The organism is Edaphobacter sp. FHG110511_03 (genome assembly GCF_059115365.1).
The window spans coordinates 448,039-472,133 of sequence record NZ_JBZYWL010000002.1; the positions used below are offsets into that span (position 1 = coordinate 448,039).

Genomic DNA, 24,095 nt, shown 5'->3' on the forward strand with positions numbered 1-24,095 from the left:
TTCGATGAGTAGCTCCCGCACAGAAAAACAGCGCTGCGGAACGGCTTTAAACCAACACCATCCCGCATCACTTTGGACTGTCTATTTCATTCTAGAAGGACAATCGAGCCGTCAGAGCCACAGCACGGGGTCCTGCGTTGTCTTTGGTCTGAACACTTGTAATCTGTCCGAAGTTCGGAGTCGCGATATCCAGTGATGCCGGAATATCGTAGTTGTGATGGTTTAGTAGATTCTGCACCTGCGCCCCGACCTGAAGCTTAACCTGTTCGGTAAATACAACACTCTTCATCAAAGAGGTTGAAAAGGTATTGGTGCCGAAACCCACCACGCTCCCGACTCCCGCAGTTCCCTGCCGCCCGATATTCGCTGCCGGATTTGCGAAAGCTGCGCTATTCAGGTAATTACGCGATCCTAGTCCGCTTGTGTAAGGAGACACACCGACCACCTTGTCCGGGCGAGCCGAGGTCTGAAATCCCTTGGAGATCATTCCCGTTCCGGTTGGATCGACAGCGGAGGTTATCGGCGTCAGAAATGGACCACTCTGTTGCAGATAATAACCGGAGAGTTGCCAATCGTTCACGATACTGTTCACCAGGTAGCTCGAATTGCTTAGGAACATCTTGCTGCGGCCGAAGGGAAGGTCATAGAGGAACGAGGCCATGAGACGATGACGTCTCGTATAGATCACGTTGCCGTAGTCCAGTCCCGGGTGATAGATATCGCTAGGCGCTCCCCCGATCTCACTCGCATTCGCCGTGGGATTCATGCCTCCCTCCTCCGACAGATTCCGCGCGAAGGTGTAGCTACCCTGGAACTGCAGGCCACGCGTCATACGATGATTCGCTTCGAGCGTCATGGCGTTGTAATTACTAGAGGCTAGATTTCTCACCTGGTAGATCGAGTTGAGCGACGGGAACGGTCGTTGAGCATTGGTAGGAGTGCCTGTTCCATAGGGCAGCTGGTTAGCGTCTCCTTCGAGGCCAAGGTTCTGACCATGGCTCCCCGCATACGACAGCCGGAAGCCCGTGTTGAACCCAATATCCTGCTCTACGGTCAGGTTCCACTGCTGCACCGTGGGATCTTTATAGATCGGCGTAATGGCGTAGTTGAAATCCAGCGTTGATGCCGATGCGGTTGCAGACGTGCCGAAAGGAGACGGAAACGATAGCGTCGGCTTTCCATTCGCGTAAGCATTCACATAGGTATTCACTGCACTGGCCGAGACAGCCCAGCCGCCCACGACGTTTCCACCGAGCGCACCTGCGATGAAGCGGCCGAATCCTCCACGGATAACCGTCTTGTCGTTGTGTCGCGGCCTCCACGCAAAACCAAAGCGAGGCGCGAAGTCATCTTTCGACACCGATACCAGAGCAGTGGGAATTCCTGCCTGCTGCGCAGTCAAAATCGGCAGTGGTGAAACCCCGGTTCGGAAGCTAGACAGCACATTGTTGTCGATCGCGTACTGTGTAGGAACCACGATTGCGCCACGAACATTGCTACCATTTGCATTCGAATAGTAATCGGTCAAAAATTGTGCGCTGTTCTGGAATTTATCCCGCAACATCGGATGGTATTCGTAACGCAAGCCAAAGTTCACGGTAAGACTGTTCGTAACCTTCCAATCGTCCTGAACATAGAACGCGTAGGCATTGCCACGGCCGTTCATGTCGGGCGCGAGCACGTCTGCAAGATTGGTCGAATCTGGATAACCCAGCAGAAACGCCGCGAACGGAACTCCTATGGTCTTACCTACAGCGCTGCTGTTGTTGAACGTATAACGTCCAAGCCTCGAGCTACCGAAGACATTACCGGCAAAGGCATACATCCGCCTCCAATCGGCACCCATCTTGATGGTGTGCTGCTTCCGCGACCAGGTGAGGTTGTCGATGACTTGATACGTATTGCTGCTGCTCTTCGAAGATCCAGTACCACCCGGAGCGGTAAATCCGGTGATACGTACATTTGGAGATGCTGCGATCGTCGGGCTGATCAGATTCGGGATCCCCGTGATTCCCAAACTAGTGAAGTCTGCAGAACTATCGCTGAAGGTCGTCTCCGTAATAAATTTGCTCAGACCTCCGCGAAGCTCGTTCAAAAGTGTTGGCGTAATGACATAGTTATAAGCAACAGCGAGACTCGTATCCTTCTCCGGCTTATTGAACGTACCTGTCAGAGCCGATCCGCCTGCAGTTGCGCTATTCGTCGGAGGAGAGGCTAAGCTTCGCTGCTTATAGCTATACCGAGCATAGATATTCTGATGGGATGTAATCGTCCGATCCAATCTCGCATCACCCTGATCCGAAGTTATCGGCGTGGAGAAATTCTGCTGGTAGTTGTTTGTGGTCGCTGTCGAAGCCCCAGTATTCGGAAGCGGGTAATACTGCGCCAAAAGATTCTGAGAGACGCTGCTGATGTCGCTCATTGGGATCCTGTTTCCTGCATAAGGAACTCCCGCCGCATTCTTGATCTGCGTCGCATATGCAGATAAATCACCGTTGCGCATTGCAGCGGTCGGAACACTTTGGATTACATTTGTCTGCTGCGGGAGACGAAGCCCCTCATAGCTGAGAAAGTAAAATGTCTCATCGTGGCCGTCATACAAGTGCGGAACAACGACCGGCCCTCCATAGAAGACACCGAAGTCGTTCATCACCAGCTTGGGCTTCTTAGCCGCAAAAGGATCCTTGGAGTTGAAGCCCGCCGTTTCGTAGTTGTCGAACACGCCGCCATGACCGTGATTCGTTCCGCCGCGCGAGACCGTCGTGATGTCGCTGATGCCTCCGAACTCGGCAGCATTTGAGTTCTGGCTAATGCGGATCTCTTCGATCGTGTTGAAAGATGGAAAGAGCTCGGCGGCCGGAATACCGGAGCGCACATTCATTGTGCTGATACCATCTACCGTAACCGAGAGGAGACTAGGCTTCGCGCCGGCAACGGAGATGTTACCCGCCGAATCGGTTTGCACACCGGCTTGTGAAGTCAGCGTCGAGTACGGACTGGTCGATCCGCCCGCACGCGAACTCACCGCGAGCGGTAGCGTATTGAGCTCAATTCCTGTGCGTGTCTCTGACAGATTTGATGTGTCGGTGTTGATAACCGCCGCTGCAGCCTCAACAGAGACTGATTCCGACTGCTGTCCTAATCTGAGGACTCCGTCTACGCGCTGCGTCTCTCGTGCTTGAAGCGTCAAACCAGTGAACTCCAAAGTCTGGAATCCGCCGAATTCAACGACAAGCCGGTAACTACCAGCCTCTACATTCAAAAGAGAGTATTGGCCGTCGGCACCTGTAGTTGTCTCTCGAACCCCAGATATTCCCAGGTGATACAACTTTACCGACGCGCCCATAATGACCGCGCCCTGCGGGTCTTTGATCGCACCGACGAATGATCCGAATGTCGACTGGGCAACCGCTGGAAGGTTGCAAACGGTAGAAGTTAGGAAGAAGATGAAGCTCCAAATCGAAAGACCGCGGCGCGTCCGCGTGGACGGGAGTTGCATACAGAGACAGTGCATCGTCAACCCTTTCCCGAGAAAAGATGGAACCAATGAAAGGCTGTATTGCTCAAATTGAAGGCGCTTGATAAGGCGATTTGCTTGAGGAGGTGTGACAGACTACGACACGGTAGCCGCACGCTCAAAAAAAGCGTACACACCCACTAGCGATACGAACGACTTATGAGAAAGGACTCTCCCCAGAGGACGGGCTCTAGAGGAGCTTAACTGGTTGCTGCGATATCGCGACGATATCAACGGAGTTATCCAATGTCAACAGCTCTCACAAATTCGCCCGATATTTTCTGTATTTTTGCGTTTGGGGCGCCGATTCCCCTTGACCTAGCCGCTTCGTGCTCCGCAAACAGATCAACAATATCGGCGGCTACCGTGTCAGATGTGGAACTCAGGATAGATCTATCCGTTGATTAAAACGACTGTCACCAGATAAGCGTTCACGACTTCCCAATTGCTCGGCTGGGCGCTAAGGGCAACATATCCATCCGGACGGACGAGCCATATGCCATCGGGAGTGAATGGCGTCCGCACGGTTGATTCGACTATATCGAAGAGGCTAGGAGGGATTGCCTTCGCCGAAGAATTCGAGCCGTGGACTATCGCCGGACCCACGAGTGATTCGCCTTGTCGCATTTGGGTTGCCCACCTGGCCTTGGATCCTTCCCATAGCTGCCATGTACGTTCAGTGAGCTTACGGAATCCCGCCTCGGTATCGTCTCCGCGCTTCGCGAGACAAGCGTGCTCTGAGCAATCATCATAGGCGCGTGTTCCTTGGCGAGGCATTCACTTGGCGTAGGACCGCATCGGCTTTGTTGATCTGTTGCAGAGTGATTCTCTTGGTCGCGATGTCAAGGTAGCGAGATTGACGAATCAGTCATATCAACGAGAGTGATATTCAAGGATCATGGCCGCTACGAACGAAAGCAGGCTTGCCAGCCCGGCGAATACGCGAATATTGTGTATGGCGATCCAACGGTCTCTGCGGTGTTGCCAGTTCTCCGGGATCGACGACGATGTCCAAGAGACGATCTCGGCCACAGCGGGAACTTCGAAGAATGCCCCTGCGACCAACGACGAGACGTTGAGCGCGAGGGCGGCATTGTTGAGTCCAAACACTAGGGAATGCGAGACGTAAGAGCTAATCAAAACCGCAATCATCGAGAACATCGAGATTGGCATAAGTACAGTCATCGGGGGCGCCATGCTCTGACTCATGTGGCTGACAATCCCTAGAAAGAGTTTAGGTTGGAAGGATTTGAAGGAACGGCTCAACGCAATCCACGGGCCTGAGAACAGAATGGCCTAATGACGACGAGATGATGCAGAGCAGTTCCCAAGTTTTCATCGTAAAGAAGGATTGTAATCGCAGGTTTTGTTCGTCTCAGTCGCGTATGTATTGATCGACTGACTGGGGACTTCTAACAATTCTGAGACTGCCCGCTTCATTATCACCCCTTCAGAGTAAGGTCTGAATTAACTAAACATTTGACTATTGCTCGCGGCCGATGACGGGCAGTTCGATAAGGCATCGAGCGCCTCTAGTTGCCTGAACATCAAAGTGGATCGACCCGCCCAAACGTTCAATGATGAGCTTTGCAACGGATAGTCCAAGACCTGTTCCGCTGTAGACTGCGGTTTCGCGAGCGCTACTTGTAAAGAAGCGCTCGAAAACGCGCTCGTGTTCGCCCTTGGCTATGCCTGCGCCCTCGTCTTGCATAAGGAGTTGAAGGATTTGTGGGTCTGTCTCTGAGCGACTATAGGAGACACGGACGACGCCACCCTCCGGCGAGAATTTGATGGCATTGTGGAGGACGTTCATAATAGCTGTCCGCAATAAACCGCGGTCTGCCCGAATGCTGCCTTCTCCCAGGGCCCTATCTTCTTGAGGGACATTGAGTGATTTCTCTTCGCTTAGAACCTCAAGCAGCGCGAGCACTTCGTCCACCACAGATTTCAAAGGCCACGCCTTCGGCTCGCGTGCCGCCTGTGTCGCCTCTGCGCGCGCTAACAAGAGTAGAGCATCGATGGTCTCGCTCAGGCGCGAGGTTTCTTCGATGATGCTGCTCAACGCTTCTTTGCAAGAAGCAGGCACTTGCCTCGCAGGCGGAGTGTCTCGCGCTTTCAATGAAGGACAGTCTTCCCTCAGCGTCATTCACCCGCACTTAGCGATTGCGCCAGATAATTCTGAAACACTACACCATTTATCTTTCAAAGCTACAACTACGGTGCGGGTGAAATAAAGATTACTCAATTCGTGGAATTCGATCTCCGCGTCAGACCTATTGCTCTCCCTTCCACTTGCTTACAGTCCATCGGCAAGTGTTAGTTGTTTAGCGTAGTTCGCTGCGAAATCATTCAGAACGAGTCTTCCGGAGCTCTTCGTTTGAGTTGTCGGATCGTAACTGGTCAATGTCCATCCCGGAACATCCTGCACCATGAACTGAGGGACGTCGAAAGCGCCTGTACAAAGTGAGATCGAATGGGTCCGCAGATAATTCAAAAGGTCGACTGCCACTTGGTAGTTCGTCTGAGAACTGAGGCCAAGGGCTATGCCTTCTGGAGCTGACCATTCATCCGCCCACACCGGCACGCTACCACTCGGCACGCCGAAGTCTGCATCCCATTGCGACTCATCGGTAAGGCCATGTTGGTAAGGATGCACTGCGAATACGAGCCGATTGAGTCGATCGGCGACTTCCGGCAAGCCCTGAAGTGTTTCAGCAAGTTCTTGTTTCTTGTCGCCTGTCGCTGGATCTGTTGTAGTGATGCCCAGGCCATCCAGTACCTAACACATTCTTTGCACCGTTACCGCGAATATGGTTAACTAACTTTTGCATCCCGATAGCCTGCTCGGCTTGACCCGGGACGTTACCTCCGTTAAGCCATCGCTGCCAGTTCGCTGGGGATGCAATCAGATTCGGTTCGTTGTAGAGCTCAAAAACCACACCACGATCGGAGCCGAAGGCCGCCGCGAAAAGATCCCAATTATTTTCAGTTTCCTGAATGGGAAGTTTGTGCGGCGTCGTCTCCCCGCTTATTGGGATCTCGTCTTGCATCATGATCATCACTACGAAGCCAGCTTGCCTTGCTGACTTAACTGCGCCGATAACCTCATTGAGGTAAGCGGGATCGTAGGCAGTCGAAGTTGGGTCCAATGCAGGCTGACCAATCTGAAACCGTATGGTGTCGGCGTCATAAGCTTTGATGGCCGCAAGTTCAGTTGCGCCGTAATTCATTCGTGCCTGCAAATCCTCTTTGGCTTGTTGGCTAGTGTCAGAGTTTTCCTGAAGTGCAGCTAGTGGTCTCACAAAACCCTGCGGCACGATGCCGCGAGAGAGCCATGGCGCATCGTTCAACGTCATTTGATTTCCGGAAACCCCAACGATTTGATTGTTGGCCACCTGCGATGGGTCTGTAGACGTTACCGATGCGTCTCCACACCCAAGCAGAGTAATAAACGCGAACAGTATGACATGATAAAAATGGCGGAGCACTGAAATCTCCTGAGTTGAAGAGCGCGTTAAAGTCGACTGCAACGATTAGCGCCGAGTTTGATGTAGATTGGCTGATAAATTGTCCTCTTTGGCGGATAAATTGTTCCCGGTATTGCGGAAGAAACTATCCATGACAACCAGCTAAATCACTAGTTATAAATACATTTAACTTTTCTTAAAAGTTATTTCTTATGGCGGTCAATCTTTCCGAGGGCTGAATCGAGCGGGTATACAGCATTTCTTGGAAATGTAGATCGAATACCCAATTTTGCGGCCGCTATTCTAACAAGATGATAATCATCGTGCTCTGCCACGAAGGACGCCAAGTCGATGATACGCATTGGCTTTTTTAGCCTAGGATGCAAAGCGGAACGCTCAACCAGTTCTTCTGGTAATTCATCAAGTCGATCTACGAACAACTGACGGTTGCTGCGAAACGCTTCCAAGATATCGTGCAACTGACAGACATTGTGATTTGCATTCCAAGTGGCCTCATTCGTACCATCCCACGCCTGCAGCGCTGCCGCACCCTGGATCAATTGATCCAAGCGTCCCGACATAAGTGGCTCGATATCGAGCAAATGTCCCGCCTCTTCCTGTATTGACCAAGCGCTTTCTAGCCGTTCGGTGAGTTCTGTCCCTGACAGATTGCGAAGGGCCTCTTCCAATCGTGGAGGACCTCCACGCACCCTCTCAACAACATGTGGAAACATCCATCGAGGAGTGTCGAATGCGAAGTCGCGTTCGAGCCAAGGTTTGATTCGAAGCATTATTTCCTTTCTGGGCATATTGCTTCTCGAGAGAAGCTCTTCGAGGAGCAATGTGCGCCACCGGTGGGATAGATACTCGCGCAGAGCGCAGGGTCCATCGCGGAATCAGAGCATAGGTGTTCCTGGCTCGAGGCCGAGCAAGATACGGCCTGGAGGGATCATCAGGCGATTGGCGAAGTTGATGTGCTGGCAGGCGGCTTGAACATCTCGAAGCTGCGCGGCGAAGCGGGCTTCTTCGAGTATGGCGCTACTGCCGGCTGCCGCGCACATTCTGTTCACAACCTCCTTGCCGACCTCACCCGCGTTGCAGCATGCCATGCGGAGCAGCGCCTGCTCTTCGACCGCAGGCTGGCCCAAGGAAAGGGGGGCGAAAGCTGGGTGCTCGGTCGGCACTTGATGCCAAGCGGGACATTCGTTTTGCGAGATCTCCTGCGGGAACCAGATCTGACTAAAGAATTCCTTCCTGAATGGCCTGGCCGAGCGTTGCGACAGCTGGCCTGAAGCCGAGACGGCGACTCAACGCTCCATCTGCACGGCCCCACCACGGGTTGTTGAGCGGCTCCGCGGATAACTTAATGGTGACACCAACGGCTCTCGTCATGTCATAGAGAGTGCTCGGTGCATCATCCGCAATGTTGACAATACGTCCGTCCATGGCCCCGGTGAGAGCAAGCTCGAACGCTCTTGCGACATCCCGCTGGTGAGCAAGGCTGAACGTCTGGGCCGGATGACAATTCATCCTACTGACGATCCCGGGGACAGCGGACAGGTGCTCGTCACCGTCGCCGTAAACAAAGGGGAGGCGCAGGATGCTCCAGTTCAGACCGCTTTCGCGGAGTTCTTTTTCCGCCGCGACTTTGCTGGCCGGATAGGCATGTTTCGGATGTACTTCGTCTTCTTCGAGGCCAGGGCGAGACGCGTCTTCGCCGTATACCAGGCAAGTGCTCGCCATGATGAAGCGGGATTGCGAAGCATACTGTTGAACGACTGCAATCAGAGCACGTGTGCCTTCAAGATTTGCGCGCCAAATCGCGTTTTCGTCTGGTGTGCGGAAGACGGCGGCAAGGTGAATAACAGCCGATACTCCATCGATAGCCTTCTTCAAAGCGGAGGCATCGAAGAGGTCGCCTTCGACGGGCGTCACGCCCGCAGGAGCCTCTTTCCCAGCCGTACAAGGGCACGGCATTCAAGACCAGCATCCACCATGTGCCGTAACAGCCGCGATCCAACGAGCCCTGTCCCACCTGTCACTAGAGTGGTCATATTTGTTCTCCTTCCCAATCGTGTTCGTTCAGTTGTTTTGTTGCGGCCTGCAGCACTCTGCGGGCAATCTCAAGTTCTGCGTGATCTGCGCCGTCGAATGCCACCCTCAAAATCTGTTCGATCGGATTAGGCAACGCTTCCCAGAGTCTGCTGCCAGCGCGCGTAATGCGGAGCATGCGCTGGCGTTGATCTTCCGAATCGGGCGCTTGCGCGACCAGCCCCTTGCGCACCAGCGTCGTTACGACTCCACTGAGCGTGGCCCTTTCAATGTTGAGCATGTTCACGAGATCACGCTGCATCGTCGGTCCCACGTTTGCCAGTTGATGCAGCACGTACCACTGCGTGGAACCAAGTCCATACGGGCGTAGCACCGTGTCCATTACTCCGCGCGATGCGAAGTACAACCGCTTCGCCCAGGCTCCGACAGAGTCGTGCTTCGACGTTTCCTGCTGTAATGCCTTCTTAGTCATGTTGTAAGCTACCTTACGTAATATTGCAAGGTACCTTACGATATGTCAAATTAGCTTCTTGACAGTGGGATCGGTCCGGAGAAACGCGCTTATGGTCACTCGAAGAGCGCTTCCCACTGACCGACTTACAGGGATGAATTGGTCCAGACAGGCTGAGAATTAACCTGTCCGATGCCCAACATCCACAACCGTCTATGCTGTCTGTTCAAAAGTTGGTGGATCGCGTAAGAGACTCCCAATTCGAGAACTCACCGCGAAGCACCTCCAACTCCTTTTGCACATGGTCGAAGGCATCCGATCCAAGCAAGAGATGCAGAGGCGGCTCCGAGGAAGTCAGAAATGTAGCGATTGCCTTCCCAGCCTTGGCCGGATCGCCCGGCTGATTGCCGTTTCTGGATATGCGAGCCTCGCGAATAGGATCGAAGATCGCATCATAATCAGCGATCTTGCGTTCCGAACGCACCATGGATCGGCCGGCCCAATCTGTTCGGAACATGCCGGGTTCCACTGCGGTCACATAGATCCCCAGGGGCCGAACCTCTTTCGCAAGAGAGGACGAAATGCCTTCAAGGGCGAACTTGCTGCCGTGGTAGTAAGACAGCCCAGGCATCGTCATCAAGCCGCCCATAGACGTCACATTCAGGATGCGGCCCTCGCGCCGTGAACGCATGAAAGGGAGAACAGCCTTGATCATGGCGACAGCGCCGAAGACATTCACCTCGAAGTGCTGGCGCAACTCATCCATCGAGCTCTCTTCCAGCGTCCCTTCATGACCGTAGCCTGCATTATTGATGAGCGCGTAAACCGGACCGACAGTTCGCTCGACTTCTTCGACTAAAACAGCGAGTCGTTCCGGTGCGTCGGTCACGTCAAGAACACGCGCGAATGCCGACCCGGGACGCAGATTCTCGAACTCTCGCACCGCCTCTTGTTTTCTTACAGTGCCAACTACTTTGAAACCAACCTGAAGCAAGGCAGAGGAAAACGCCTTGCCAAGTCCGCTGCTAACGCCAGTAACGATGACTACCTTTTCCATTGAATCCACCTAACGATACCAACGGTACCGATTCTGTTTGAATATATGAAACCTCGGTATCGTAACGGTTGCATTCTTTTTTAGGGAGACACAGAATTGGGCGAGATCGGGCGACCACGAAGTCAGGCAGCGCATGACGCAGTGCTCAAAGCTGCCCTCCGTCTTGTAACGAAACGAGGCTTCAGGGCAGTAAGCGTGGATGAGATCGCTGCAGAAGCCGGTGTTGGAAAGATGACGCTCTATCGCCATTGGCCGAACAAAGCAGCGTTAGTCATGGACTCGCTACTCGTTCTAATCGACAGCGAGACCGATTTCCCGGAAGCAGGCAGCGCCATCAAAAGCCTTCGGCAGCAGCTTGACCTGCAGGCGGCCTTCTTCCAGAGTTCCCGAGGTACCCTCATCCGTTCCCTTGTAGCGGAGGCTCAATCCGATTCCGAGCTTGCGATCGCATTTCGGGAGCGCTGGCTCAATCCACGCCGTGAAGGTGTTCGCCAGATCATGCGGGCGGTTCTCTCCGAAGCGACATTGATATCGACACCGCAATCGACCTCCTGTACGGATCTCTCTACTACCGCCTACTGTTGGGCGCAGGTGCGCTCGACGAACGTTTTGTTGACAGCATCTACGATCAGTTCCTCGAAGGACATGGAGTATCGGCACAACCCCTGGATAAAGTCCGCGCTCAGCTCTAATTACTCATAAACGCGCATCTCGTCATCGGTAACTACTGCCGACTTCCCAGGACAATCCGCTGCCGCTGACAACACCGCTCATAGCTCGCCGACTCCGAGTTTGAACTTGCACGCTTGAGTGTGTCGCATTGAAGTTACCGTCCGAATGCCCATGCCACCATCAACGGAAATTTCTCGCCAAAATGCGCCGCCGTGCGACCCAGATCGCTCATGCATGACGACATCCGCACCTGCACCGCGCATTGCTATGCGCGCCTCGACCTGGTCGGCCTGCCCTCTCTAGAGGTTCAATGGGGTGGGCCCTAAGCATAGGATCATAGGCCAAGGGAAGCAATTTGTTGGGGAGCAATAAGCCTAGGATTACCCTTTTCAAAATCTATAGAAATTACAGACGTTTTTGGAACAGTTGGCTGCTCTATTTCAAATGACAAGGCTAGTGTTGTAGTTCCAATACACGTCAGAATTTTGCTATGAAATATTGATAGCTCTTTCTGGGCGGTGCTCACAATCTTCACCTCAAAAGCGTAGTGGCGGGTGGAGGTTGTAATGCATAGATTTGCATGTACCACTGTCCGGTGGCAGAGTCTCTACCCCACTCGATCGTGTCTATTGGATATTCAACGACCTCACCGGGTGGAACCACCGCCCTTACAATAATCTGCGTTCTTGGTGCCAGCATCACTTCCTCCTCGGCTTAACCTTTGGTTCTTGAATATTGCATATGTGAGTTGCAATACGTTGTACAAATGAAGTCCGTGCGAGGACGTAATTCGTAACGCCCGCAGCGGTCAGGGGCAGCGACAACTATTTGCGGCAATTGTATTCTCGACCTGACATCCTGCAAGTCATGTTCTCCCGTAGGGTGTAGCAGGACCGTCCCGCCTTATCCGCTTCCATTTCTGTGTTGCTGCTTTTGCTAGTGGCATGACCGAGGACCGAATTGAACGTTCTCTTGAAGACGACTACCTCCCCCCGATCCCCAGCTCCACAAAACGCTATCTACATCCGGAGGACGATGGAAAAGGCGAGGAGGTCGACCGGACGATGAGGATCGGTGCTGCATTTGCCCTCATCATATTTCCTCCCGATTGTGAATGACTTCTCTAGTTTCTGGGCTGGCTTTTGCGACTTGCGCCAGATGAGTGGCCGTTGAACAGGGCAGCTCCCTTCCGGTTTGCCTTTCCATCTGCGTTCAGCGCGCCGCGCTCAAGACACCCCCGCCCTTCGGATGCACGCTCTCCTTTCCAGAATCCGCTGCGCGCCTCTCAGGAGGTGCGGACTCCTGCTCCCAGGCAAGCTGCGGTCCCCTTTCGCAGATTCTATCCAGTCGCCGAGGGAGTGGTCGCGACGGCACACCCGTCGGGCAAGCATGTACCGCATCCAGCGGACAAACCAAAAGAAACGGAGCTAAACATCATGTTCAACAAAGTCATCCTTATCGGCCGCCTCGGACAGAACGCAGAAGCCAAAACCGCTCAAAACAACAAAGTGTACGTCGTCCTCAACATTGCCAGCCAGGAGAGCTGGAAGAACGACAAAGGCGACTACGAAACCCGCACCGAATGGCACCGCGTCTTTGCCTGGAGCAATCTCTCCAATTTCGCCAAGACCCTACAGAAAAGCAGCCGCCAGCGATCGGCCTTCTCCTTTGGTGTTAGTGTGTTTGCATTCTGTGCGGAAGCAACGGACACGGCGAGAGAGACACTCAGAGTGACAAGTGTAACGGCTCTTTTCATACTCAACAGCATAGCTGTTCTTCATTGCCGCATAGACCGTGGATTTTGACGCGGGTCTCAAAAACGAGGCTCGCCTCAGACTCTTCTACTTGCCAGGACCTGCCTGATATACGATCTCTCCGCCAACAACGGTGCGGAGGACTTTAGTGTGAAGCATACCTTCCGGGCTGGCCTTGGTGATGTCACGGTCGAGCACGCCCATATCTCCAAGGAAGCGCGAGTATACGGCTTTCGCCTACGACCGTCTGTCGAAGCCGATTCGACAGGTCAACCCACACGGATCGCCACAGTCTCTCTGATTGTGCCCGAGTCACGGGCATACCGGAAGATCCCATAGTTCCCGAAAAGTCCGGTTTCGGCAAGTTCGGCTCCGAAATGGAAGTTTCCGATAATCCCGTTTCAGGGAATGAAGCGTCGTAGCTTCTCGGCGGAAGCCAATGCCGTTGACGCGTGGCCGGTTCTGCTAGGCCGTGTCACTGCTTTTGCTGAACTTGCTCTACTGTGGAGAAGAAATGGTGCCCAGACGCAACCTATAATGGCTTCACCAGATGTTCCTGGCAAATAGAACGGGGATTTCGACGCGGAAACGATTCGTGGTGTTCTTGCTGTGCTCCACCCTTGTGGCATATGCCGGAGTCTCGAAACTTGTCTACAACTATCCACTGAAGACGATCGACGGTCAGCCAACCTCTCTTGCGGAATACAAGAGAAAAGGTTCTGTTGGTGGTCAACGTGGCGAGTGCCTGCGGCTATACCCCGCAATACTCCGCGCTCGAGTCTGTATACGAGAAGTATAAAGACAAGGGGCTGGTCGTCATTGGTATTCCGGCGAACAACTTTGCCGATCAGGAGTCGGGAACGGACGCCGAGATCAAGACGTTCTGTAATCGCAAATACCATGTAACTTTTCCGATGATGTCGAAGGTCTCGGTGGTGGGAGCGGATCAGACGCCGCTGTATCACTACCTGACCGACAAGACGGCGAATCCGTTGTTCAGTGGTGATATCAAGTGGAACTTCACCAAGTTTCTGATTTCGCGCAACGGAACCCCTGTGCGTCGCTACGAGCCCGCGACAAAGCCGGATTCTCCTGAGGTCATCGGCGCTATTGAGAGCGAGTTGAAGAAGAACTAGCCACAGTTCCCGGCCTAGGGATCCACTCACTCTGGACAATTCAGATCTGATACGAACCGCACATGAAGACTGCGGCATTCGCCCTAATCGAGGATAAGGAGCACACGAACAGAAAGCCAAAGAACACGATCTGCCTCTGGTTCGACAAGCATGCGCATGAGGCGGCGCGCTTTTACTCTGCAACCTTTCCGGATAGTGAAGTAACCGCTGTTCATGAAGCTCCCGGTGACTATCCGGGCGGCAAAAAGGGCGACGTGCTGACGGTGGAATTGGGAACGGCTTGATAGGAGCGCTTCGCGTCCGACGTTGCCAGATCGCGTAGCACAAGGTCTGAAGGTCGTACATAAGGCAGGCCTACCGGACCCGGCGCTCATGACGCCGGGTTTTCATTGCACACCAGCACCGCAAACTCTTTTATCTTGCGGTGAGGGACGAGGAACGGCTAGGATGGCCTCCTCCCCAAATTCTAAAGTGGAGCCACCACAAATGTTGGGACAGGTACGGGAGCTAGTAGAGCAACGGGGACCATTGGAGGCCTTGGTCCACACCTTATGAAAATCCCTGGTTTGCTTTCTAGACAAGTTTTTAAGGCCCTCCAGTCTGTTAGGGATACGAGGACATTGACACGCCTGAATTACATACCAGTCGAGCGCAAGAGCCTGATCTCCTCCCTGCGGTCGAAGGGCAATGAAACAGATATGCTCGGCTATCGTGTGAGCTATCTCGACAACGATGCGTTCCGATATGCACTCCGGGAAGTCTTCTTCGATTTCGATTACGGCTTCGAGGCTGAGACTGATTCCCCAACTATTTTGGATTGTGGTGCGAACATTGGCCTCGCCACATTGTTCTTCAAGCGCCTTTATCCGAACGCACGCATCACTTCTTTTGAGGCAGATCCTACCACCGCTACTGTTCTAAAGAAGAATGTTGAACAAAACCGTCTTCAAGACGTAGAGGTGCATCACCTGATGCTGTCAGCTTCCGATGGGGAGCATTTCTTTTATATTGACGCCAGTGCGCCAGGCAGCCTGAAGATGAGTGCAACGCCAGGTCGCGTTTCGAATCATCGCGAGATTCTGGTAAAGACCGGGAGGCTGTCTGATTATGTCAAAGGCTCGGTCGACCTCCTCAAGCTGGACGTTGAGGGCGCTGAACTCGACGTCCTGAACGATCTGAAAAGCAGTCGGAAGCTAGCACACATTCGTCGAATGGTGATTGAGTACCATCACAAGATTGATGGACAGACGTCTTGCCTCGCGAAGTTCCTGACGCTCCTCGAGGAGGAGGGTTTTGAATATCAGATCACAGGAAGGTGCTACCCAATTACAAGGCAGAATGTGTTTCAGGACCTCCTCATTGGGGCCTATCGCCGTCCGGACTGACAAAGGACACAAAGATTGCACCACGCCATGCGATGCTAGGTCACTTCCGAAACCTTACCTGTACGCGGTCCAGCTGATCCAACCCGGCGCTCACAACGCCGGGTTTTCGTTTTATGTCTCCCGGTCACTTCCGAAGCGTCTTTGTCATAGCGCATCGCGACAAACGTGGTATGCCGTAGCCGATCCGATGATGTCCATTCAGCAAGTATCAAGGAAAGCGAGTTTCATGAAAATATGTGTAGGCTCCTTCTCTTCCATGGCTTCTGCCTTTCGGCGCTCGCAGGTGCACAACCCGGTGCAACGTTGGTGGTAACAACTGACATGCGCTGCAACTGGAATCTCGATGGGCGGCCAATGGGACTGCTCATGACTGACGGTTCAAAAGTTGTTCCGGTTTCACCGGGCGAACATCTCATCGAGGCTGCTACCACCGATGGGTTGGGCACAAGTCGCACCAAAGTGGAGGTCGATCAGGGCCAGAAGACAGTCGGTATCCAACTGGCCGCGGTGTATCCCACCTGGACTGACCCCGCCACTAATCTGATGTGGACCAAGAAGGACAACGGCTCGGATGTGAACTGGAACCAGGCCAACGCCTACTGCTCGAATTTGCACCTTGCGGACTACAGCGGCTGACGTCTGCCCACCATTCAGGAGTTGCATGGCATATACGATCCAGGTGTAGGTTCTCAACCATTGTTTAATGATGGTGCCAAGTTCAACGTGCACGTAAAGGGGAATCTCAATCTCACCGGATGGGATTGGAGCAGTTCTCAAGTAGATGCTTCGGGGAAGCCTTCGCAGCAAGCGTGGCTATTAAATTTCGGAAAAGAGGGGCAAGCGCACTCATTTCCACTTAGTTTCACCTTCAGCAGTCGTACGCTGTGTGTGCGTCGCTCTGATGAATAATGTGAGTGATTGGTAAGCGTGTCTGGATAGCCTCTGGACATGGCTTTGTCGGGGTATGACGATGCCCGTATGGCTGAGAGTGTAGGACGCTGCGTTGGAAACGCGGGGAGTGGTGCGAGGACAGCATGACTCCGTTTGAGCGATATCTCTACGACAACGGTTTGTTCGACGACGTGATCCGGCCAGAAATTACTGCCGAAGGCGTTGTTCTTGAACCGGCCGACCTTTGCACGGATATCGGCTGCGAGCACTGTATCGGCCACTGGAAGCGCGATCGCCGGGTTTCCTATTGCACCCATGAATGCCACAAGAACTTCAAAGCGACAGACGTGGCCTATAACCATTGCAGCTTTCTTCTCAGGCATGTCTCAGTGCAAACTACCGAACGCTATATTGGCTGCAAACAGCGGTTGAAAGTCGCCGTTAACGATAGGCTTGGGATCGAACCAGGTGAGTTGTTCGGCCCACAACTGGGCGCATAGCCGACTACTCGGCAACTTGCCTGGATCTCATTTGTCGATGAGTGAGTTGGTGATTTCGCGTAGGTTCGGACGCATTTCCGGCAACATCCGGGCTTCGCCAGTGCAGTTTCAATTGCCCCCGATAACTGAACTTCAAAAGACTTACGGCCGTCCAACAATCTCTGTGATAAGGGCCTTAGCATTGCTGAGGATGGCGCTGGCGATGGCCGGCTCTGGCGCGATTTCAGCAAGCGTAACAGCGCCTACTAGCGTGCAGACAATGCCGTTTGCAGCCACCAGGGCTGCGCGCCTTGTTCGATTTTCGAGACGACTCGCAATGAGCTGAACGATGCGCTGGTAGCCGTTAATGGCGACTGCCCGCACTAGCGGGTCCGAGTGGCGGAGTTCGGCGCCAAGCATGGCGAGAGGGCAAAGGTAGGGTCTCCCGGCGACTTGCGATTGCCCCAGGTAAACAGAAACAATTCTCTCCACGGCCTGAGCCTGCGATTTGCCTGCGGTTTCGCCCACCAGCATGGCGAACGACCGGTCCAATGCCGCACTGCTAGCTTCAGCGATCAGCCGTTCCTTGGATCGGAAATGCCGGTAAAATCCACCCGGAGCGAGACTTGCACCGGCCATCACATCGCGCATACCTACCGCGCCCAGACCTCTGTCCAAAAACATTTTCGAGGCGGTCGAGAGGATCCTTGCTCTGGTTTCGGCTGTCTCGGCTCGTGACTTTCGCATTCATCCACCTAAAGCAAAATATTTTCTGGCTTTTAGCGTACACTAGTTCTCTAAACAGTCACTAAAATTTGGGCCCGCATTCAATTCCAGAGGATTAAGGTCACCATATATGGATACGGTCGCCGAAGTTCCCACCGTTTGGAGCCAACTCGCCGAAGTGCTGTATCTCAGGGATTTACCTACGGCGGAAGTCAGGCTGTCCGAACGCGCTTCGTTCTCATTTGGCAGGATTCAGAGCACCGAAGGCCTTCCAGAAATTACGCGGCCTGTTGTCGGTGAACGTGGACACATTGTCGTGTTGCAACTCAAACCAATAACTTTCATCGAGCAATTCTTGGGCAAGAAGAAGGTGTCGAGTGGTCCTTACCCCATTGGGGGAGTCAGTGCAATCGACTTAACAGAGGAACCAGCCGTTCTGCTTCCGAATCCCTTCGACGCGTTGGTACTAAATATCACTCAAGCTAATCTGGATGAAGTTGCCTATGCTCTTCGGGCGCCACGAGTGCGGCGATTGGTGTGGCCGCAGGGAGCGTTTGATTCTGTCGTCCACCACCTCGGGCAGATCCTCCTGTCTTCGCTGGAGCGACCCCTTCACGCTTCAAAGATTTTCCTGGATCATGTCTTGCAAGCCTTGAACACTCATTTTGTCTGCACTTATGGCGGCGTAAGAATGTCGGCTCTCCAGTCTCGGGGCGGGCTTTCGTCTCTGCAGATCCGAAGAGCAACAGAGTTATTGGAGGCTCATCTGGATGGCGATATCGCACTCCAGCAGGTCGCGGAAGCATGTGAATTATCCATAAGCCACTTTGCTCGGGCCTTCAAACAAACATTTCGCATGCCTCCTTATCGGTGGCTGATTGAGCGCCGCGTGGATAGGGCCAGGGATCTGATGACAAATTCGCGGCTACCCCTTGCCGACATCGCCGTTCAGTGTGGATTCGCGGATCAATCCGCACTCAACCGCTCCTTCAAACGAATTCACGGGGTAACTCCGGGGATATGGCGGCGGGGACAAGGCACCGCAGCATAACCATTGCGAGCCGATTCTCGTACGAAATTCAAGCAGGAATCGCCAGCTTATGGTGGTTATCGTCTAGAGATTCCCCTCATTTAGACCTAGCCTCAAAGACGGCAGGATAGCGAACGTGAGAATGCCCATAGGAAAATGTGGCTGGCACATTTGCTGGACCGAATAGGTTCTAACAGAGTTATTTCAAGTCCTGCACGGATCTTCCCCACATCAAGGAGAAAAATATGCAGGCATTTAAGTTTGTTCGGATCGTAGTGTCGACGTGTGTCGCGCTACTCGCAATCATCGTACCCGCAGCCAAGGCGACGGGAAAAAACCAACCCTCTCAAGGAGCAAAAACGGTGCTTCTGGTCCACGGGGCATGGGCGGATGGTTCGAGCTGGTCGAAGGTAATTCCATTGTTGGAGGCGAAGGGCCTTCATGTTGTCTCTGTTCAGATTCCGCTTACGTCCTTCGCCGACGACGTTGCAGCAACGCAACGAGCCATTGCTCTTGAGGACGGGCCGGTATTGCTGGTCGGGCACTCTTACGGCGGAGCTGTGATCACCGAAGCTGGCAATGATGCCAAGGTGGTCGGACTCGTCTATGTGTCGGCCGTGGCTCCGGATCAGGGGGAATCGACTTTTGGCCTCATTACTAGCGTTGCAACGCCGATCGGAGCAGAGTTGCGTCCTGACAAAAGTGGATTCCTCAAGCTGACCCCCAAAGGAATATCTGAGGATTTTGCGCAGGACCTCTCCGCCAAAGAGATTGAGGTTCTGACCGCGACGCAGGTGCCGGTTAGCGTTGCCGCAATGAAGGGAGAGGTTACGACTCCAGCCTGGAAATCGAAACCGTCCTGGTACGTCATCGCCGCAAATGACCGGGCAATATCACCTGATCTCGAAGCGTCTCAGGCGAAGAAGATCGGAGCGACGACCACGACTGTCACCTCCAGCCACGTAATCATGCTGGCGCAACCGTCGAAGGTCGCCGCTGTGATCTCCGACGCCGCGTCAAAGGCCGGCAGGAGTTAGAGAAGAGCGAATCCGAGCCCTAAAGCGCGCTGGCCGAACCAGACGACGTGCGCGGTGAAGAACGAAAACGTGAAGGGATAATTTATGAGAACAGGAAAACTAATCCGGGAAGTGTTGAGTGCCGGACTTCTGCTGATGGCAGGATTCCATAATGTTGGCTATGCCCAACAAACCCCAGAGTCAGCGCGAGACAGTTCCAGTCGCGGCGTCAAAAACATCGTGCTGGTCCACGGAACCTGGGCTGACGGCTCAAGCTGGTCCGACGTGATTCCTCTGCTGGAGAAGGATGGATACCATGTCATCGCAGTGCAGCTTCCCCTTACGTCTCTTGCAGACGATGACGCCGTAACGGAGCGTGCGATCGCGCGCATTACCACGGCATACCCCGGTCCTGTGCTGCTCGTCGGACACTCGTATGGAGGCGTTGTCATCGGAGACACACCGGGGAATAATCCAAATGTCGTGGGGTTGGTCTATGTTGCAGCGTTTGCTCCTGATACAGGTGAAACCGCCTTCTCACTGTTGGGAGCGCTAAAGACTCCATCTCCGCTCACACCGTTTCTAAACTTCGATCCAGCCTTTCAATTCGTCACCATTTCCGCGCGAGGCGTGGCCGAAGCCTTTGCTCAGGACTTACCGAAATCTGAGCAGGCACTGCTGACAGTAACACAGGGGCCGGCGTCTGTTGCTGTGCTTTCGGCAACGCCGACTGTCACACCTGCCTGGCGGACGAAACCTTCATGGTTCATCGTCGCCTCTCAAGACAAAACGATTACCGCAGGTCTGGAGGAGCAGATGGCGCAGAAGATCAACGCCACCACCATCACTCTGCCGACCTGCCATCTCGCAATGCTTCAAGATCCGCGGAGGGTCGCACAGTTTATCAAGCAGGCCGCGACATCGATTGAAGGGCGGTAATACCCAGATCGAGCCGGAAATGTAATTTGCAAATGGACACAAGTCTGTGTCCATTTGCACCCTTTTGGGTTTCCCGATCGAGGGAGTTTCTTGGAACGTGGCACGGGAGGCCGTTCCAGCCATGTGAGCTTCCTTCAGCGCAAACCTAGCGAACCAGCCGACAGCGGTGACGTTAGATTAGTGGCTCGTATTGACCGATCCGCCCTAGGCACGATCCCCAAGTGGCGAGAACAGGGCAAGTCACTCATTCACCCGGTCGGATCGGATATGCCCCTGGCAAGTTTCCGTATAACCGGCAAGTGTCCAAGTTGCCGACTTTCCGCCGCGAAACCCGCCGGCACTCATCGTGAGAGCTCGCATACCCAATTAACTTCCCATGTCTTTCCGCCGTCTGACGAAAAAGATTGTTCTATTCGCGATGACTTAGGTGCAATGTCGAGCCAGACATAGCGCACAAGGACAATCACCAATGAGAAAATCGAAATCGTGAGATCCGTCTCGCTGTGTAGCCGGTGATCCATGGGTGGCTGAGACCGGCGAATTCTGAAGTCCCGAAACTGCATGAACATTACCGATAAAGAGTGCACCACTGATGACGGCTTGCAGGATGGATCCAAGTCGAATCAATTTCATGCCCGCTATGCTCTCATGGGCTCGAGAGCTGAGGCAACGCCGAAGTATCATACCTGCCCGTCTGAATAACCGGAAGCGTCCAAAGCTGCCAGCAGAAGTGATCTGGTCCGAAATCGACGCTCTCGGGGATTGACACGCCTAGACATCTAGGGCTAACCTGCGTAATGCAAAGCATGCCTTCGACGGCATCGCCACCTGGAACTCGCGGCACCTAACAGTTACCGGCCATGACGTTCCCGAGAACGCTATCGCTTTCTTTGGAATTGGCGAGACATTTGTCACTCTCGGCGTCCCACCTTTGCTTGGCCGGAATCTCGGCCCTTCCGATTCGCCAGAAGAACAGGAGCCCCTGCCGGTGGTAATGCTGCATTACCGTTTCTGGCAACGTCACTTCCACGGCGACCCCGGAGTCATCGGCAAGACTCTTAAACTGAATCACCGGCTGTACACGATCGTTGGCGTAACCCGCCCACATTTTACCTGGGGCTGGGGCGCTGACGTTTACCTTCCCGAGGAGACGACCCAGGGCGGTGGCGTGGTTGTCAGGTTGCGCACGGTTCTAACGGAAACAGATTCGTTCAAGAAACGCCGGGACAACCGTCGTCTGGAAGTAACGCTGCCGCTCCTGCACCAGTGCCGCAGATTTCGTTCAATCACGCCATAATCACGCAAACAACATCTGTGCTCATCGGGCAGCAAATTTTCCTTACACCGGTAATATCTCTCCCTGCGGGAGTGTCTATTACAAGCCAGACTTGGTCTGCTCCTCCAGGAACCGCAATCGGGGGATATAAACATTCACCTACCGGTAGTGGCTCGGTAACAGCTTTGCCATCTTTGACTAGCACTTCGTCATCGCCTTACTCCATAAACTTTTACTGGCTTGATTCGGGCGATGCGAGGAACATAACTTATACGTACACCACGAGCACTGCACAAACTAATTCTGTCAAGGTTCAATTCAATGTTATGCCAGGCCCCACCGGAGTAAATATGACCGCCTCTCCGGGCATCGCGGAGCTTTTCACCGACGATGCAATCGGTCCTGCGTTATCCTTCGGTGATGATGAACAGGGCGGCAAACACGGAATGCGTTTTGATGCAACGATGACACCCCCGGTGGGACAATCCGCCAGCGCGTTGTTCGTCCAACTTATCAACAAGGACAATGAGCTCGCGTTGAGTCCTTCCGGCGTGCCTACATGTGTCGGCCCCCCAAATGCTCCGGCGCTCGACCATGAGTATCCATATCCGAACTTCATTTCGTCTCTCGCGACCTCGGATTCCCCAGAGGATCCCTTAGATGGTGAAGATGGAGAACTTCAAAGAAGATTCTCCGCAACGATGTATGTAATGTGGATGGGCGCGGGTACGCCATGTAATCCGGACGCGAGCTCAGACTGTAACATCCCTATCCCATATGGGTACATAACTTGGAACTTCAACGGGGACGCTATTAACACTTTACAGAGCCAAAATGTCCCGAACATGAATGTGCCAACAACCAATAACACAACATGGATTCTAAACTGCGGGGGTTGCACCAACGCTCCACTGACATATGTTCCGACAAAATTGACGGATCCATCATATGTATCCAGTATGGAATTCACCATCGACACCTTGTACCGTGTCGACGTCACAGATCCCTTCCTTGCGGCCAAGGCCACCGGCAGCTGCACTCGCTTCAGTTCAGAGACCTAAGCTATTAAACAACAAGATAGTGGAGAATCTCATATGGTGAAAAAGCGTTCAGCTTACTACCTCCTGTACTCTGCAGTCTCTACTCCTCTGGTAGGGCTAGTACAAACCACAAATGCCCTTCCTCCGCCCACAGTGGAGTACCAGAAGGCCCATCCGACAAGGGAGGATGTAGACCTTAAGCTTTCAATTTCAGCGAGTCAGGCGTCCTCCACAAAGAGTAAGGACCTGGTCATTGATGTGGATTTAACTAATGTCTCGACGGAACCTTTCCTGTTTCGTTCGTTTGTTGAACACAATGAAGGGCAGCTGAACGGATTCGTCCTCAGGGTAACTAATAGCGTAGGGCAAGAGCTTCCACTCTTGCCGCTGCAAGCACCTGGCCGCAGAAGCCGCGGAGCCTATACCTTGCAACCAGGTCAAGTACTTCATGATCACATGATTGCGAATAAGCTAGTGAATCTTAGCCCGGGGGAGAAATATCAGATACAGGTCACATGGAAGTACCATAAGTCTGAGCGCCGTATTGCGTCCAATGTCATAACAGTGGCTGCGCCGATTGAATAACCAGTTTTCTTCGGATGGCGATGTTCGCATCTAGGGGATGCGGATTCGGTGAAGAAATCTAGAACGATAATTATTGTCGAGTGATGTTGCTGACACTGACGCCAACTCATTCCTAATCGCCAGATCCTACGATGTACGCACCGCAGTATGACAGGGGGACCACCTTCATCCGAACGACGCGGGCTATCATGCGATCGCCGAGGCCTTTAACGTCAATGTTCTCGCCACAGCAACACCTGCGCTCCTCACCTATCTGCGGCCGTTGCGCGTCTTCCGCGACCCACGACAGCGATCCTATTTTGAGGGTGTGACTAAATTTTCAAGAGTCGACGCGCCCCGGCAAAGCCGTAACCTCCCGTAGAACAGGATGAGTGTAGGCCATCTCTCGTGGTCCACACTCTCACCGGATACCGATAAGTAGACCAGCAGACATACCGATTGATTGCTGATGGCCGCCAGCGAAACTGTAATTGTAGGCAGGCTCCAAATACCATCCAAAGTGGTGTCGTCCTGTCGGCCAGAACATGAAGTCTCGCGCCAATTCTCCAGAGAACGTGTCCGAAGCCTTTCCGTTCTGTTTCAAATGAGCCCACTGTGGGCCGACGCCCGCCATAAACTCTGC

Annotated in this window: 23 protein-coding genes; 12 read left to right on the top strand and 11 right to left on the bottom strand. The window is 53.5% G+C overall.

Annotated elements, in window-relative coordinates; translation table 11 throughout:
* Positions 1-91: 91 nt before the first annotated feature.
* From AC5S26_RS11345 to AC5S26_RS11390, 10 genes are all read right to left on the bottom strand, one after another.
* On the bottom strand, positions 92-3,499 hold the full coding sequence (locus AC5S26_RS11345) for a TonB-dependent receptor (protein WP_494185003.1): 3,408 nt from the start codon (positions 3,497-3,499) through the stop codon (positions 92-94).
* 891 nt (positions 3,500-4,390) lie between these two features.
* The gene (locus AC5S26_RS11350) at positions 4,391-4,714 is read right to left on the bottom strand and encodes a hypothetical protein (protein WP_494185004.1); all 324 of its coding nucleotides are present in this window, start codon (positions 4,712-4,714) and stop codon (positions 4,391-4,393) included.
* A gap of 286 nt (positions 4,715-5,000) precedes the next feature.
* Positions 5,001-5,579: a sensor histidine kinase gene (locus AC5S26_RS11355; RefSeq protein ID WP_494185005.1), complete on the bottom strand. Its 579-nt coding sequence runs from the start codon at positions 5,577-5,579 to the stop codon at positions 5,001-5,003.
* Positions 5,580-5,813: 234 nt separating this feature from the next.
* A complete protein-coding gene (locus AC5S26_RS11360; protein ID WP_494185006.1) occupies positions 5,814-6,215 on the bottom strand; it encodes a hypothetical protein in 402 nt (133 codons plus the stop codon).
* 13 nt (positions 6,216-6,228) lie between these two features.
* Positions 6,229-7,005 carry a cellulase family glycosylhydrolase gene (locus tag AC5S26_RS11365; RefSeq protein WP_494185007.1) on the bottom strand — a complete coding sequence of 259 codons (777 nt, stop codon included), beginning with the start codon at positions 7,003-7,005 and terminating at the stop codon, positions 6,229-6,231.
* A 182-nt stretch (positions 7,006-7,187) separates the two neighbouring features.
* Positions 7,188-7,673 carry a DinB family protein gene (locus AC5S26_RS11370; RefSeq protein ID WP_494185008.1) on the bottom strand — a complete coding sequence of 162 codons (486 nt, stop codon included), beginning with the start codon at positions 7,671-7,673 and terminating at the stop codon, positions 7,188-7,190.
* Positions 7,674-7,880: 207 nt separating this feature from the next.
* Positions 7,881-8,168, bottom strand: a complete 288-nt coding sequence (locus tag AC5S26_RS11375; protein ID WP_494185009.1) for a hypothetical protein — start codon at positions 8,166-8,168, stop codon at positions 7,881-7,883.
* A 55-nt stretch (positions 8,169-8,223) separates the two neighbouring features.
* Positions 8,224-8,961 carry an NAD-dependent epimerase/dehydratase family protein gene (locus tag AC5S26_RS11380; protein ID WP_494185010.1) on the bottom strand — a complete coding sequence of 246 codons (738 nt, stop codon included), beginning with the start codon at positions 8,959-8,961 and terminating at the stop codon, positions 8,224-8,226.
* Between the two features lie 73 nt (positions 8,962-9,034).
* The gene (locus AC5S26_RS11385; protein WP_494185011.1) at positions 9,035-9,508 is read right to left on the bottom strand and encodes a MarR family winged helix-turn-helix transcriptional regulator; all 474 of its coding nucleotides are present in this window, start codon (positions 9,506-9,508) and stop codon (positions 9,035-9,037) included.
* Between the two features lie 205 nt (positions 9,509-9,713).
* Positions 9,714-10,544 carry an oxidoreductase gene (locus AC5S26_RS11390; RefSeq protein WP_494185012.1) on the bottom strand — a complete coding sequence of 277 codons (831 nt, stop codon included), beginning with the start codon at positions 10,542-10,544 and terminating at the stop codon, positions 9,714-9,716.
* 96 nt (positions 10,545-10,640) lie between these two features.
* Between AC5S26_RS11390 and AC5S26_RS11395 the strand changes: the two genes are divergently transcribed.
* The 7 genes from AC5S26_RS11395 to AC5S26_RS11425 all read left to right on the top strand — a co-directional run bounded on the left by AC5S26_RS11395 (position 10,641) and on the right by AC5S26_RS11425 (position 16,882).
* Positions 10,641-11,246 (top strand): TetR/AcrR family transcriptional regulator, encoded by a 606-nt coding sequence (locus AC5S26_RS11395; RefSeq protein ID WP_494185013.1) that lies wholly within the window; start codon positions 10,641-10,643, stop codon positions 11,244-11,246.
* 1,328 nt (positions 11,247-12,574) lie between these two features.
* Positions 12,575-13,021, top strand: coding sequence for a single-stranded DNA-binding protein (locus AC5S26_RS11400; RefSeq protein ID WP_494185014.1), 447 nt, complete (start codon positions 12,575-12,577; stop codon positions 13,019-13,021).
* Between the two features lie 644 nt (positions 13,022-13,665).
* Positions 13,666-14,106: a glutathione peroxidase gene (locus AC5S26_RS11405; RefSeq protein ID WP_494185015.1), complete on the top strand. Its 441-nt coding sequence runs from the start codon at positions 13,666-13,668 to the stop codon at positions 14,104-14,106.
* Between the two features lie 62 nt (positions 14,107-14,168).
* Positions 14,169-14,390 carry a VOC family protein gene (locus tag AC5S26_RS11410; RefSeq protein WP_494185016.1) on the top strand — a complete coding sequence of 74 codons (222 nt, stop codon included), beginning with the start codon at positions 14,169-14,171 and terminating at the stop codon, positions 14,388-14,390.
* Between the two features lie 336 nt (positions 14,391-14,726).
* Entirely contained in the window at positions 14,727-15,491 is a 765-nt protein-coding gene (locus tag AC5S26_RS11415; protein WP_494185017.1) for an FkbM family methyltransferase, read from the top strand.
* Between the two features lie 234 nt (positions 15,492-15,725).
* Entirely contained in the window at positions 15,726-16,127 is a 402-nt protein-coding gene (locus AC5S26_RS11420) for a hypothetical protein (protein ID WP_494185018.1), read from the top strand.
* Between the two features lie 398 nt (positions 16,128-16,525).
* Positions 16,526-16,882, top strand: coding sequence for a hypothetical protein (locus AC5S26_RS11425; protein ID WP_494185019.1), 357 nt, complete (start codon positions 16,526-16,528; stop codon positions 16,880-16,882).
* Positions 16,883-17,023: 141 nt separating this feature from the next.
* Here AC5S26_RS11425 and AC5S26_RS11430 read toward each other — a convergent pair whose 3' ends face one another.
* Positions 17,024-17,608, bottom strand: a complete 585-nt coding sequence (locus AC5S26_RS11430) for a TetR/AcrR family transcriptional regulator (RefSeq protein ID WP_494185020.1) — start codon at positions 17,606-17,608, stop codon at positions 17,024-17,026.
* A gap of 109 nt (positions 17,609-17,717) precedes the next feature.
* Here AC5S26_RS11430 and AC5S26_RS11435 point away from each other — a divergent pair, with 109 nt between their 5' ends.
* The 5 genes from AC5S26_RS11435 to AC5S26_RS11455 all read left to right on the top strand — a co-directional run bounded on the left by AC5S26_RS11435 (position 17,718) and on the right by AC5S26_RS11455 (position 22,909).
* Positions 17,718-18,638, top strand: a complete 921-nt coding sequence (locus AC5S26_RS11435) for a helix-turn-helix domain-containing protein (protein WP_494185021.1) — start codon at positions 17,718-17,720, stop codon at positions 18,636-18,638.
* Between the two features lie 224 nt (positions 18,639-18,862).
* Positions 18,863-19,654, top strand: a complete 792-nt coding sequence (locus tag AC5S26_RS11440; RefSeq protein WP_494185022.1) for an alpha/beta hydrolase — start codon at positions 18,863-18,865, stop codon at positions 19,652-19,654.
* Positions 19,655-19,738: 84 nt separating this feature from the next.
* On the top strand, positions 19,739-20,572 hold the full coding sequence (locus AC5S26_RS11445; RefSeq protein ID WP_494185023.1) for an alpha/beta hydrolase: 834 nt from the start codon (positions 19,739-19,741) through the stop codon (positions 20,570-20,572).
* Positions 20,573-21,392: 820 nt separating this feature from the next.
* Entirely contained in the window at positions 21,393-21,869 is a 477-nt protein-coding gene (locus AC5S26_RS11450; RefSeq protein WP_494185410.1) for an ABC transporter permease, read from the top strand.
* 329 nt (positions 21,870-22,198) lie between these two features.
* Entirely contained in the window at positions 22,199-22,909 is a 711-nt protein-coding gene (locus AC5S26_RS11455) for a hypothetical protein (RefSeq protein ID WP_494185024.1), read from the top strand.
* Positions 22,910-24,095 lie beyond the last annotated feature (1,186 nt).

Coding starts and splice junctions, on each gene's coding strand:
- AC5S26_RS11345 (WP_494185003.1), bottom strand. CDS start 3,499: ATGCAACTCCCGTCCACGCGGACGCGCCGCGGTCTTTCGATTTGGAGC.
- AC5S26_RS11350 (WP_494185004.1), bottom strand. CDS start 4,714: ATGGCGCCCCCGATGACTGTACTTATGCCAATCTCGATGTTCTCGATG.
- AC5S26_RS11380 (WP_494185010.1), bottom strand. CDS start 8,961: ATGCCGTGCCCTTGTACGGCTGGGAAAGAGGCTCCTGCGGGCGTGACG.
- AC5S26_RS11385 (WP_494185011.1), bottom strand. CDS start 9,508: ATGACTAAGAAGGCATTACAGCAGGAAACGTCGAAGCACGACTCTGTC.
- AC5S26_RS11390 (WP_494185012.1), bottom strand. CDS start 10,544: ATGGAAAAGGTAGTCATCGTTACTGGCGTTAGCAGCGGACTTGGCAAG.
- AC5S26_RS11410 (WP_494185016.1), top strand. CDS start 14,169: ATGAAGACTGCGGCATTCGCCCTAATCGAGGATAAGGAGCACACGAAC.
- AC5S26_RS11420 (WP_494185018.1), top strand. CDS start 15,726: ATGTGTAGGCTCCTTCTCTTCCATGGCTTCTGCCTTTCGGCGCTCGCA.
- AC5S26_RS11425 (WP_494185019.1), top strand. CDS start 16,526: ATGACTCCGTTTGAGCGATATCTCTACGACAACGGTTTGTTCGACGAC.
- AC5S26_RS11430 (WP_494185020.1), bottom strand. CDS start 17,608: ATGCGAAAGTCACGAGCCGAGACAGCCGAAACCAGAGCAAGGATCCTC.
- AC5S26_RS11435 (WP_494185021.1), top strand. CDS start 17,718: ATGGATACGGTCGCCGAAGTTCCCACCGTTTGGAGCCAACTCGCCGAA.
- AC5S26_RS11440 (WP_494185022.1), top strand. CDS start 18,863: ATGCAGGCATTTAAGTTTGTTCGGATCGTAGTGTCGACGTGTGTCGCG.
- AC5S26_RS11445 (WP_494185023.1), top strand. CDS start 19,739: ATGAGAACAGGAAAACTAATCCGGGAAGTGTTGAGTGCCGGACTTCTG.
- AC5S26_RS11455 (WP_494185024.1), top strand. CDS start 22,199: ATGACCGCCTCTCCGGGCATCGCGGAGCTTTTCACCGACGATGCAATC.